This is a genomic window from Brevibacillus sp. 1238 (assembly GCF_029892995.1).
Taxonomy (GTDB): domain Bacteria; phylum Bacillota; class Bacilli; order Brevibacillales; family Brevibacillaceae; genus Brevibacillus; species Brevibacillus parabrevis.
The window spans coordinates 560,870-573,026 of record NZ_JARXWC010000001.1 but is presented as its reverse complement, the minus strand read 5'-3'; the positions used below and the strand labels follow the sequence as shown (position 1 = coordinate 573,026).

General features: G+C 54.8%; 9 protein-coding genes. 6 read left to right on the top strand and 3 right to left on the bottom strand.

Features of this window, described 5'->3' with window-relative positions; genetic code table 11:
* Window positions 1–23 precede the first annotated feature (23 nt).
* A complete protein-coding gene (locus M2298_RS02605; RefSeq protein WP_280648194.1) occupies window positions 24–971 on the bottom strand; it encodes a 50S ribosomal protein L11 methyltransferase in 948 nt (315 codons plus the stop codon).
* Between the two features lie 461 nt (window positions 972–1,432).
* On the opposite strand from M2298_RS02605, the gene csaB reads away from it, so the two are divergent.
* Window positions 1,433–2,530, top strand: coding sequence for a polysaccharide pyruvyl transferase CsaB (gene csaB / locus M2298_RS02600; RefSeq protein WP_122963175.1), 1,098 nt, complete (start codon window positions 1,433–1,435; stop codon window positions 2,528–2,530).
* Window positions 2,531–2,556: 26 nt separating this feature from the next.
* Window positions 2,557–3,414, top strand: a complete 858-nt coding sequence (locus M2298_RS02595) for a class I SAM-dependent methyltransferase (protein ID WP_122963174.1) — start codon at window positions 2,557–2,559, stop codon at window positions 3,412–3,414.
* A gap of 33 nt (window positions 3,415–3,447) precedes the next feature.
* On the opposite strand, the gene M2298_RS02590 is transcribed toward M2298_RS02595, so the two are convergent.
* Complete coding sequence (locus M2298_RS02590) at window positions 3,448–5,085, bottom strand: polysaccharide biosynthesis protein (RefSeq protein WP_122963173.1); 1,638 nt, start codon at window positions 5,083–5,085, stop codon at window positions 3,448–3,450.
* A 188-nt stretch (window positions 5,086–5,273) separates the two neighbouring features.
* Between M2298_RS02590 and M2298_RS02585 the strand changes: the two genes are divergently transcribed.
* Window positions 5,274–6,650, top strand: a complete 1,377-nt coding sequence (locus M2298_RS02585; protein WP_217021956.1) for a phenylacetate--CoA ligase family protein — start codon at window positions 5,274–5,276, stop codon at window positions 6,648–6,650.
* On the opposite strand, the gene murJ is transcribed toward M2298_RS02585, so the two are convergent.
* Window positions 6,625–8,151, bottom strand: coding sequence for a murein biosynthesis integral membrane protein MurJ (gene murJ, locus M2298_RS02580; protein ID WP_217021955.1), 1,527 nt, complete (start codon window positions 8,149–8,151; stop codon window positions 6,625–6,627). The genes M2298_RS02585 and murJ overlap by 26 nt on opposite strands.
* A 248-nt stretch (window positions 8,152–8,399) precedes the next feature.
* On the opposite strand from murJ, the gene M2298_RS02575 reads away from it, so the two are divergent.
* Genes M2298_RS02575 through M2298_RS02565 form a run of 3 tightly spaced genes read left to right on the top strand, consistent with a single transcriptional unit; the run spans window position 8,400 to window position 12,106 of the window.
* Window positions 8,400–9,662, top strand: coding sequence for an O-antigen ligase family protein (locus tag M2298_RS02575; RefSeq protein ID WP_280648193.1), 1,263 nt, complete (start codon window positions 8,400–8,402; stop codon window positions 9,660–9,662).
* 4 nt (window positions 9,663–9,666) lie between these two features.
* Window positions 9,667–11,295 (top strand): hypothetical protein, encoded by a 1,629-nt coding sequence (locus M2298_RS02570; RefSeq protein WP_280648192.1) that lies wholly within the window; start codon window positions 9,667–9,669, stop codon window positions 11,293–11,295.
* Complete coding sequence (locus tag M2298_RS02565; protein ID WP_122963168.1) at window positions 11,288–12,106, top strand: hypothetical protein; 819 nt, start codon at window positions 11,288–11,290, stop codon at window positions 12,104–12,106. The genes M2298_RS02570 and M2298_RS02565 overlap by 8 nt, the downstream gene beginning before the upstream one ends.
* Window positions 12,107–12,157 lie beyond the last annotated feature (51 nt).

The window sequence follows — 12,157 nt, the reverse complement described above, 5'->3', positions numbered from 1 at the left end:
TGATCGGTATTGTTTGTATGTTCTCACACAGTAGTTACAGAATGGTTCACAGCCGTATTTTTCAACAAAATCGTCACCCACTCCTCCGAATGCCGTTCTGCTTCGGCTTGAAAACCGGCCGCTTCAAAAGCGGACAGGACGGCTTCGCGATTCCAGTCAACGATTCCGGAGAGAATGACTTGACCATCCGCAGCGATCCGTTCGCGAATCAGCGGGAGGATCGAGACATTTTCATCTCCACCGATATTGACGAGAATCAGATCGGCTTGCGCGGGGAGCCTGGCTGCGACTTCTTGTTCGCTTGCGTCTCCGATGACCACCTGAACGGCTTCTTCCGGCAGATGATTGTTCGCTGTATTGACTTTTACCTGATACTCGCTTTGCGGGTTGATATCAATCGCCCAGACCGGATACTTCGCTCCGTTCAAGGCACTGAACAGCGACAAAATGCCCGAGCCTGCTCCGATATCAAAAACGGTTTTGCCCGTCACATCCATCTCTTGCAAAAGCAAAAGAATATCTTGCGTCGTTCCGTGGTAGCCTGTGCCAAACGCCGCACCCGGATCGATCCAGAGGACATGCTTGGCGTCCTTCAGCAATTGCGGGTCTGTCCACGTAGGAGCCACCCACCATTCACCGATTTGCACCTCGCGAAACTCCTCTTTCCACGATTCGTTTTCTTCCGCGACCTGCTCGATTTCCTTGAGGCTCACCTGACCGTCCCAGCGCGAGATGTACGCTCTGAGCCGGGAAACATGTTCTTCTTCGGAATCTTGCATGGGCTCAAACAAATAGGCAACGACAGGACCTTCGGTATTTTCCGCGTAATCATAACCGTTTTCTGTCGTCAAAATCTCGATTTGCGGCTCGACCCAGCCGAGCGTGTACGGGCTGCCCAACACTTCCGCCACAAACAAATCCTCTGTCGCTTGCTCTACCAACAAGGTGTATTTTAACCACATGCTCTCCATGATGAATCTTTCTCCTTCCAGGTTGTTGCGCTGCATGGCCATTTGGCTTGTTCGCTCCCGGGTTTGCCGTCAGCCTTTTCATCTGCTGTTGGCAAGTTAGCCAGGGAACATGGTATGATAATAGAATGGACTATTTTGCTTCAGGGAGGCTTACCATGTTTGACGAATTTTTTTACCGACGTCGAAAAAACAAAGGAATGCTCGGCGTGATGATTGCCTTGATCGTACTCGGAATCGGCATGTTCGCCATGGGTTTCCTCTACATGTTCTCATAGGGCGAGCGTTCCTGATTCGTGAAGTGTTTTCATTATACCCTATGAAAACCTGCTAGCCCAAGGTCTATCGCGAAAAGCTTTGGCACCAAGTTTTGTTCCGGGGTCGCTTTACTTCCCCTTGTTTACTCGATTATACTTGAGGATGTATTTTTCCTGTACGTTTGATATAGAAAGAAGGTTCACTCCATGTCGCGAATTCTCATCTCCGGGTACTACGGCTTCAACAATGCCGGAGACGATGTGGTCCTCTACGGCATCATCAGCTCTCTTAAGCGGGAACAACCAAATATCTCTCTCGCCGTTCTGTCGAACCAGCCTGATCGGACTGCGGAACTGTTCGGGATTGAAGCTTATGACCGCTGGAGCTTTGGAACCATCGTCCGTGAGCTTTCGCGAAGCGACATGCTAGTGATGGGCGGAGGGACGCTGATGCAGGACGTTACCAGTCCGCGCAGTGTTCTCTACTATTTGGGCATCGTCACCATCGCCAAGCTACTCCGCAAGCCCGTGGTCTTTTACGCTCAAGGGTTCGGACCCATTCTCAAACCGCTCAGTCGCCAGGTTATCAAGCGGGTAGTGAATCATGTCGATGTCATTACCGTGCGAGATTACGAATCGGGAGAAGACTTCAAAGCTTGCGGCGTCAAAAAAGCGCCGATTCACGTCACAGCTGATCCCGCCCTGACGATATCTCCCGAAGATATTTCGGATGCGCGTGGAAAAGAACTGCTCCACGGTCTGTTCGCTGATCCGGACAAGCCTTTGGTGGCGATCTCTGTGCGCGACTGGAAGCAGGAGCAAGCGTTCAAGCAAACCATCGCCAAAGCGGCGGACTGGTTTGTCTTGCGCGGCTGGAATGTCCTGTTTCTGCCGATGCACGTTCCCAGCGACTTGGCTCCGTCCAAGGAGATCATGGAACAGATGACCCAGCCAGGAGCACGTCTTCTCGATGCGCCCGTTACTTTTCACGATATCATGTCTGTTTTAAAACAGTGCGACTACGTCGTCGGCATGCGGCTCCACTCGCTTATTCTCGCTTGCATGCTGCGCATTCCTTTTATCGGCATTTCGTACGATCCGAAAATCGACCGCTTTGTCGAGCGCGCCGGGATGCCGAACGCCGGACACATTACCGAGCTCGACGAAGCACAGTTGCTTGCGCTGCTCGCGGAAAAAATCGACGGACTTGCTGCCGAGATTGATCTGGTAACGGAGCATTCCCGCGTGCTGGCAATTGAAGCGGCCAAAAGCAGCGAGCTGGTGCTCCAGGCGCTGCGCACATAAGGCTGACAGGAAAGGAGGACGAAGCCATGTCCTTTTCTTCACAAGTATTGCTTGGATTAAACCGACTATTCCCGCTCCCCGTCCATCCCTTCAATTTGGCGAATGACGGGGAAATGAGCTATACCGAGTGGCAATTTCAAAAAGGGGATCAAACGATTCAGTTTTTCCTCCCCTTCCACTCCCAGGAGCAAATGTTCACAGGCAAGACCGTGCTGGATATCGGCTGTGGCGGCGGGGGCAAGACCTGTTACTACGCCACTTTTGGCCCGAAAAAGATGATCGGCATCGACATCGTCCCGCACTATGCAGAGGAAGGCAATGCCTTTGCCAAAGAAAAAGGGCTGGCGGACGTCGTATCTTTCATGACAGGCGACGCCGCGCGAATGGACTTTGCGGACAACACCTTTGACACGATTATCATGAACGATGCGATGGAGCACGTTGGCGAGCCGGAAAAGACGCTGGAAGAATGCTTCCGCGTGCTCAAGCCGGGCGGCCATCTGTACATCAACTTTCCGCCTTACTACCATCCGTACGGCGCTCATTTGTCAGACGCCATCGGGATTCCTTGGGTGCACGCCCTCTTCTCCGAGCAAGCGCTGATCGACGCGTACAAAAAGCTGGTGCGTGACTTGCCAGACGGTTCTGACCGCATCTCGTTCCGCTTCGACAAGCGCCCGGACGGAAGCGATACGATTTCCTACATCAACCGGATGACGATCAAGCGTTTTCGCAACATCCAAAAAGGCGTGACACAGCCCGCTGTCTACGAACGCGAGATTCCGTTGCGCAACCAGCTCAAAGGCTTGGCGAACGTGCCCGGTTTCCGCGAGTTTTTCGTAAAAATGGTCGTCTGTGTGTATCAAAAAACCCCTTCCTCCTGAGTGGAGAAAGGGGTTTTTTCGTGTCAGCCTGTCCTATTGCGCTTTGGAGGACGGCTGCTTTTTGCGTATGAGATTGATAAAAGCGCGCAGCTTGCCACCACCCGGCAGCCAGTCCAGCTCCTTGTCCTCGATGAGCGGGATGAGCAGCAGCAGTCCCAGATAGACGACCAGCCCAACGCCAACTCCCCCTACCGTTTCGATTGCCCCGAGCAGGCGCACTTTTTCCTTGCCGGCGAGCAGCAGCCCGACAGCTTCGGTCGTACCCCAGGCAAGCAGCAGCATCAGGTTGGCGACCAGAAGCGGATAGATCGTATCGAAGCGCCAATGGATCGGAACCTGTACAAGCTTCGCGATGACGCGCATGTTGAGAATGCAGACAAAAGCGGTCGCGCACAGCCAGGACAAAGACAGTCCATCCATGCCGAACAAGGACGTGAAGACGAGCGTAGCCGCGACTTTGACGATCACGCCGTACAGCAGGTGGCGAGCCGGAATTTTCTCCTTGCCGATCCCTTGCAAGATGCCGTTTGTCGCCAGGAGCAGCGAGAGCGGGATCGCGCTGATGCCGAGAATCGCCATCGCCCGCGTCCCTTCCATATCCCCGTACAAGGCCAGATTGGCCCCTTCCGCCACAGCAGTAAGCCCCAGACCTGCCGGCAAGCCGATCAGCCAGGCAAAGCGCAGCGACAGCTTGGTCAAGGTCGTAACCCGCTCCGTGTCTTTTTGCCGCTTCGCTTCCGCAATCGCCGGAACGATGGACAGCGCGATCGATGAGCCGAACAGGCTGGCCATTTGCAAAAGCGGGCCGCCACGGCTGTAAATGCCAAACCACGTATCTGCCGTCAATCCGTCGACATTCCAGATGTAGCGAAAAATATTGATCGCCAAAAACGAATCCGTCAGGCTGAAAATCGGAATGACGAGGGCGCTCACGCAAATCGGCCAGGCAATGCGCCACATCGAGCCGAAAAACGCGCGGTCGTACCACCAGTCCAGACGCCCCCACTCCGCGTTCGTGAACACGGAATTTTTCCGGTTATGCAGCCACATGAGCAGCGCCAGAAAACCGAGGCTGAGGAACGTGCTGATCATCGTCCCGAAATTGACTCCGGTGATCACCGTATCCGTGTCCTCGCCCAAGCGGACAAGGTACAGGGACGCTACGAGAATGAAGATCACCCGGAGCGTCTGCTCCACAATCTGCGACAGACCGACGTACAGCATCTTTTGATGTCCGTAAAAGAAGCCGCGAATCACGGCAATCAGCGGTACGAACAGCAGAGATAGCGAGATCGCGCGAATCGGCTCGATCAGATGCGGATTTCCCATCAGCTTCGCGATCAGCGGCGAGCTGGCGTACAGCAGCGCGAACAAGACGATCCCGATTCCGCCCATCATCACCATGCTGCGGGCCAAAATTTGCCCGACAGAGCCTTGCTTGCCCTCCGCAAGCGCTTCGGCAATGACTCGTGACAACGCAACGGGCACGCCCGCCGTCGCCAGGATCAGAAAGGTCAGGTAGAGCGGATATACCTCCTGGTAAAGCCCGAGACCGTTATCCCCCACAATTTCCTGGAGAGGAATCCGGTAAAACATCCCGATTACTTTTGACAAAATTCCCGCGATGGCCAAGATCAGCGCCCCTGCGAGAAAATGACTTTTTTTCAACATTGGGTAACTCCTTTTTTGCGTCACTTTGACTTGGGAACTTGCAATCGCCATAAACCCACTCTCTATCCTACTATCAATTCCTCCATCCAGCAAACAGGTATATGGATGGAATTTGGCTGGAATACTGGTGAAAAACAGATTCCATTGACTTCTTCGAATCGTCTGATGGGAAGAGCAGGAGGAAAAGGATGGCTGTAACAGGATTTTGGATTCGCCAAGTACAGTGGCCTTTGATGGAGGTAGTAAAAGAAAACCGCACGCGTCCATACATGCAGGAGCTAAAGCTCGCCCAGCACTTGTCCAAGGACATGCTGGAATGGCGGCAGCGCGAGAAGCTTGTCAAACTGCTGGACCACGCTGTCCACAACGTCGCGGCTTACGAGCCATACCGCAGCACGTGGCGCGAGTACCGGGAAGCGCCTGAACGGTTCGTGCAAAAGCTGCCGATCCTCGACAAGACGCTTTTTCGCCGCAATGCCGAGCAATATTTGAGCAAAAACATCCGCCCTGACAAGCTGATCGCCAATCGCACAGGCGGCTCCACGGGAGAACCGACCCGCTTCTACCTCGATCGCCCCACGGTCGAGCGCTACGAAGCGGCCCGTTGGCTCGGCCTGTCCTGGCACGGCATCCGTATCGGCGATCCGTGTGTCATGCTCTGGGGATCTCCGCTGGAGTTGAATCAACAGCAGGCGCGGACGTATCGCTTCAAGGAGCGCTGGCTGAAAAATCGGCTGCTGCTCTCCGCCTACGAGCTGGATGAACGCAGGCTCGATACCCAGCTCAAGCTGATCCGCCGCTTTCGTCCCGCTTATTTGTACGGTTACGCTTCCGCCTTGTACACACTCTCGCAAATGATGCTGGCCAGAGGTGTGACGTTAGGGATTCCGCTGAAAGCTGTCGTGTCTACCGCAGAAAGTCTGCACGAGCACCAGCGCCGCGCGCTGGAGGCTGCCTTTGCCGCTCCTGTCGTCAACGAATACGGCGCACGGGATGGCGGCATTATCGCGTACCAATGCCAGGCTGGCAACATGCACGCTTTTTCTGAAAACAGCTATTTGGAAGTCGTCGACCCGCTCACACGGATTCCTGTGTTCCCCGGAGTTCCCGGCGCCTTGCTCGTCACAGACCTGCACAACACGTCCATGCCGCGATTGCGCTACCAGTTGGGCGATGTCGTCGCGCTCTCCGGAAAATCATGCCCGTGCCCTGTGTCGTTTCCGCTGTTGGAAACGATCGACGGCCGGGAAGACGACATGTTTATTTCGCAAAACGGCCAATATGTTCACGGCCACTACTTCAACCATATCGTCCGCAATCTGGACAGCTTCCGCACGTTTCAAATCGTGCAGCACGAGCCGCAGCGGCTAAGCCTCCGACTCGTGAAAGAGCCGGAACGCTTCCTGCCAGCCGACGAAGCAAGACTGCTCGCAGGGATTCGCTCGGCGCTCGGCGAGGTGAGCGTACAAGTCTCGTACGTGGAACACATCCCGCCGAGCAGCTCAGGCAAAGTTCGCTACGCCATCCGGGAATGCCCGCTTACGAGCGCCCTGCCGCCGGAGTAGAACGCTTCCGCACTTTTTGCAGCAGCTCCGATACGAGCGGTTCGCGCAGGACAGCCATCACGAGCACATAAATCAAAGCTCCGCCGCCAATTCCGATCGGCAAATACAGCCAGACGGACAAAAGCGACAGCCACGGATCGACGAGCACAATCGCGGCACCCATGATCGCGCAGGCCAAAAGTGTCTTCCCTGCGGTGGCAAGAAAGCTCGCCCGCACCGGACTGCCCACGGCTCGCCAAAGCAACAGAAACAGGAGCAGCGCCTGGCAGATGGCCGACACGGCATTTGCCAGCGCAATCCCGCCGTGTCCGAGCAACGGAATCAACAGCCAGTTGGCCAGCACGTATACGCCGATTCCGATAGCCCCGATGATGACGGGTGTCTTCGTGTTTTCCAGCGCGTAAAAGGCGCGAGTCAGCAAATCGCGGGCTGCCAGGAAATACAGCCCCAGCCCGTAAAACGGCAAGGCCCAGGCAGTCAGTGCGACAGAATGCTCGTCAAAAGCTCCCCGCTCAAAAGCGAGGCGGACGACCGGCTCTGCGTACAAGGCAAGGCCCACCGTGACAGGCACGAGCAAAATGAACAGATAGGCAAGTCCTTTTTGCAAGATTTGCTTCATCTCGGTCATCTCGCCGCGTTTGACGTGACTCGCCAACAGCGGGAACAGCGGCAAAGTAAACGCGCCTACAAAAATCGCCATCGGCATCTGCACGATCTGATTCGCATTGGCAAGCGCGGAGACTACGCCTGTCCCTACCCCTTCCGCAAAGCCTCTTTCCATAAATGTCGTCGCCTGTGCCACTACGGCGCCAATCAAAATCGGAATGACGCGCTCGCCCATCCCTTTTAACGAGGCATCCTCTCTCCAGGCAAGCGACACCCGATGCGTGTAGCCAAAGCTGCGCAAGGTAGGCAGCATCGTCAGCATCGCCGCCAAATAACCGATGCTTGTCGCAATCGCCAGGCCAACTGACCCGTAGATCGGAACGAGAATGTACATCCCGATGATGACCAAGGCTCCGTTCGCTACCGTGCCCAAAGTCGGCGTGAAAAAATGCTGGTGCGCATTGCACAAGCTCGACCACAATCCAGTCAAGCCGATAAAAATGGCGGAAGGCCACATCCACTGAAGCATCTCGGCTGTCAGTTCCAGCTTTTCCCCTGACAGGCCGAACATCGCTGCCAACTGATGGGAGAAAGCGACACCCAACAGCGCCAGCAGTGTGAATATTCCCAGAATGATCGCGAGCATTTTGTGGTACAGCTCACTGGTCGGCTCTTTCTTTTCAAGCAAACCGCGCATCGTCGGAATCAGCACGGCATTGACTGCGCCGGGTACAACCAGAAACAGCGTCAAAGGGATCGTCGCTGCGATGTTAAACGCATCTGCCTCCATCCCTGTGCCATACAAGTTGGAGACGTATACGCTGCGAAAAAATCCCAGCAGCCTTCCCACGAGCGTCAGCACGACGATCATGGAGGCAATTCTCAACAAACTCATGACCCAATTCTCCTATCCCTCGTTCAAAACAATGGTGTCCGTCGCATAGACAGCAATCGGGCACAGCCTGTTTTTCGTTCGTGAAAATTTCATAGAGCTTTTGCGAATCGCTCCAGCTCAAACACACCTGTTATCATATCTTATTTCTAGCTTTCCTACCAACCTCTTTACCGCCAGCTTGCTTGCAGGTTGCCAGATTCATTATAATGGGTAGGTTAATCCCTGCCTGTAGGAGGACTACAAACAAAATGAGAGAAACCGTTGTGAAGTGGGGAAGCCAATCAACCACGTGGTTGTATCTGCTGTTGGCCTATCCGGTAATCGACTATGTCTTGCGAAAGATTCTACCGATTCCAGTCGTTTCGTCTTTTTGGGATGAAGCGTTGCTCATCATCTTGATGGTGTTTACGTTCGGCGCTTTTTTGCAAACGAACCGGACGATGCCTGGAATCAAACATTTGCTCAGCGCCTTCTTCGTCCTCGGCCTTGCCTTGATGGTAACGGACATGGCGAACTGGGAAGCCAGCGTGGAAGGATTCCGCTCTGTCTACCAGTACATCATCGCCTTTTTGATGGGCTTTTATTTGTTGAAGTCCGTTGAAGACCTGGACAAATTTATGAAGGTTCTCGCCCTGATCGGCTTTTTGGCCGCGCTCGTCGGCGTCATGCAGGTCGCCCTCGGCGTCAAAACGCCCGAATCATGGGTACAGGAAGGCGAAGCCATTACGACTCGCGCCTTTTCGTTCGTAACCAGTCCAAACGTGTTGGGCAGCTACATGGCTTTGATCGTACCAGTAGCGGCCGGACTGTTCGTCCAGTCGAAGGGGCTGTGGAAAAAAGGGCTGTGGGCCGTCGTCACCCTGGCGACACTTGCCGCGCTGCTTTTGACCGGATCGCGTGGAGCCTGGTTTGCGCTTGCGTTTGCGATGTTCATCTGCTTCTACATATGGAACAAACGAATTGCAGGCTATCTGGTGCTTGCAGGTGTCATCGGGCTTGTCGCTCTGTTTTTCGTGCCAGAGTCCGTTCCGATGGTTGGAACGATCAAAAACCGGATTTTCACGCTGTTCACACCTGAATACTTCGAGTCGAGCAGCCAGGGAGGCCGTGTAGGCCGCTGGGGCGAAGCGTATGACAAAATGCGCATCGAGCCGCTGTTCGGGGTCGGTCTCGGCCATCACGGCGGGGCAGTAGCCTCCCGACATTTTGGCACGATTTACTCCGACAGCTATTTCTTCAAAAGCTTGGCTGAGTACGGTCTGATCGGCATCATCCTCTGGCTCGGTCTGGTCGTCTCCATGCTGAAGTACGGAGCGGGACTGATTCGCAAGCTGATCGGATCGCCGCACTTTTTCACGGTGCTTGGCCTGTTTGGCGGGTTGATTGCGGTCGCGACGCACAACCTCGTGGAAAACATTTTCGAGGTGCCGTTCATGGCCCTCTATTTCTGGCTGTTTGGCGGCTTCCTCTGCGCTTTGTACGTCGACCAAACACAAAACAAAAGGTGGTGAACCCATGCGCCGCAATCCTATTCTCTCTACAATAAGCTGGGCGCTGTACGCCATTGCCCTGTTTTTGATTTACCATCTGCTCGTCAAGCCTGCGTTCCTTGACCTGAGCTGGATCGCTTTGCTGATTTTCTTGCCGATGCTCGCGTTTTGCTACTACGTGATTCACCCGTCGGAGCGGCGACAGGTGCTTGTGTTCACCGTCGGCTTTTTGCTGCTGGACCGCGCCTTGACCCGCGTCGACGTGAAAACGACGGCTGCTCTGCTCATTGGCGGCGCTGTCGCCATCATCGTGATTGCCCTGCTCGTCAAATGGTACGGCCGTTTGAGCTGGCGCGCTGTCGCTCCGCTCGTCCTGATCGCGGTGCTGGCCAACGTCACGTTCAACCGCTATACGTTGCCGGCACTCAGCCACTTTACCGTTCAGTACGAATCAAGCCGGATGTACAACGGCGACTGGGTAGACTACTTCCCGATGACCTTGTACGACGTCGATGGCGACGGAAAAATGGAGATTGTCACCTACGGCAATGCCGAAGAACTACCGCTGCCGGAAAAGGTCGAGAAGCCGGAAACAGAAGAAGAGAAAAAAGCAATGGCGGAAAAGCTGCGCCATTTGCAGGCGGAACCTGTGTCGCTCTATGTGATGTCCTGGAAAGACGGCCAAATAGTCCGGATGAAAAACGACCAGATTCCAGCCGAAACGATGGAGCGGATCAAGGAAAACTTGCCAACAGACTACCCTGGCTTCCCGTATTACACGATGAAAGACGACAAGCTCGTTCCAAACGTGCAGAGACAGCCATACTCGGAAGCCATGATGCAAGCCGGTACGACGGCACACCGCGCTTTTGTGCTCGATCTGAACAACATCGCCAACATGCTTGAGACAAACAAAGGCAGCATGGACGTGCGCCATGAGCTGGGAAGCAAATTCAAAGACTTGCATATTACAAACGGCATGCTGACAGGCACGTACGAAGGCAAGCCATTTGGCGGCTCTACCAAAGCAACCAAGCTGCTGACCACCATGAACTTGCCGGATGGCCGTGAAGGGCTGATCGTCATTGGCGAGCATTTGAGCGTGCTGGCTGTTGAGCCGGACGGCACACTCACCGAAGCTTATCAATTGACCCGCAAGCAGGCCGAGCTTGCCACCGGAGAGTTCATTCCGGCTGACATCGACCACGACAAGGTGGACGAGCTGCTCGTAGCTGGCAGACCTTCGTACATTTTGAAACCAAAAGCGGATGGCACCTGGGACATTCTCTGGGCCAGCGACGAAAAGGACAAGAGCTTCCGCTTCTCCAACTTCGCTGCGGTCGGCACCGACCAGACGCCCGAGATCGTCGCCAAAGCGCGCAGCTGGATCAGCACGACCGATGCACGCTATCTCTCCGGCTACGACTATACGCCAGAGGGCTTGAAGGAAAACTGGCGCATTTACTTGCCGCTGATCAACGTCCAGATCGGAGATATCGACGGCGACAAGCAAAACGAGATCGTCGCTTCGCTGGAAAATTCGCATCGCATTCTCGTGTTCAAGCAGCACAACATTCCGGTATTCGCGTTGACCATCGCCCTGTTTGCCGGTCTGCTCGTATACGGGGTTGTAAGGAGGGTTCGCCATGCGTAAACGCACAAAAGCATGGGCATTGCTCGCTGCCATCTGCACGGCTTCCATGCTCGGCGGTTGCACGTACGAGTCGGGAACGAAAGCTTTTACCACCACCAACTTCGATACGAAGCCTGAGCAGACGACGACCGCGCAGACCGAATCGGCCGCAGAATGGCTGAAAACCGCTTTGGAAAAAGGAAAAACGGAAAAAGACGCGCAAGCTTTCTGGTACAAAGGATACGTGATCAACCGGATTCTCTCCCGCTCCACGACAAGCATGTTCGACGGAGCCGTCCTCACCGACAAAGGCTACAATGTCGGCACGCGCATCGCGGCACAGCCGTACACGTACTACCGGATCGGCGACAAACGCTACATCCGTTCCAACGACTACTGGGTGACTGCTCCGGACGAGCCGCTGGAATTTGACGTACTGAAAGGCTTCGAGGACTGGCTGCCTTTCATGGATCGGGCTGTGCAGCTTCCGGATGAAAAAGCGATTGGCGTCGTCTCCGTGCCGTTCCAAGTCAAAATGACTGGTGCCGAGTGGCTGGCGAAAAGTCAAAGCCCGCTGTTTGAGCCGCTGAAAAAGCTGGTCGGCGATCGCCCTGACCTCGAATACATTTTGAAAGAATCGACCATCAAAGCGACATTCTGGTTCGGCAAGGAAGACCGGCTGATTCATCAGTACGAGACGTGGATCATCCTGCCGTTGCCGGAAGCCGGGACGATGGACCAGCAAGTGAAGTTCAACCTGTACAAGTACGGCGATACAGGCGGCATCAACATCAAGGAACCGGAAGAAGTGGAGAAATACTTGCTCTACTAGAAAGCCCGGCTCCCGTCAAACGGCTAAAGGCCCATGACCACTTGCGGCCAC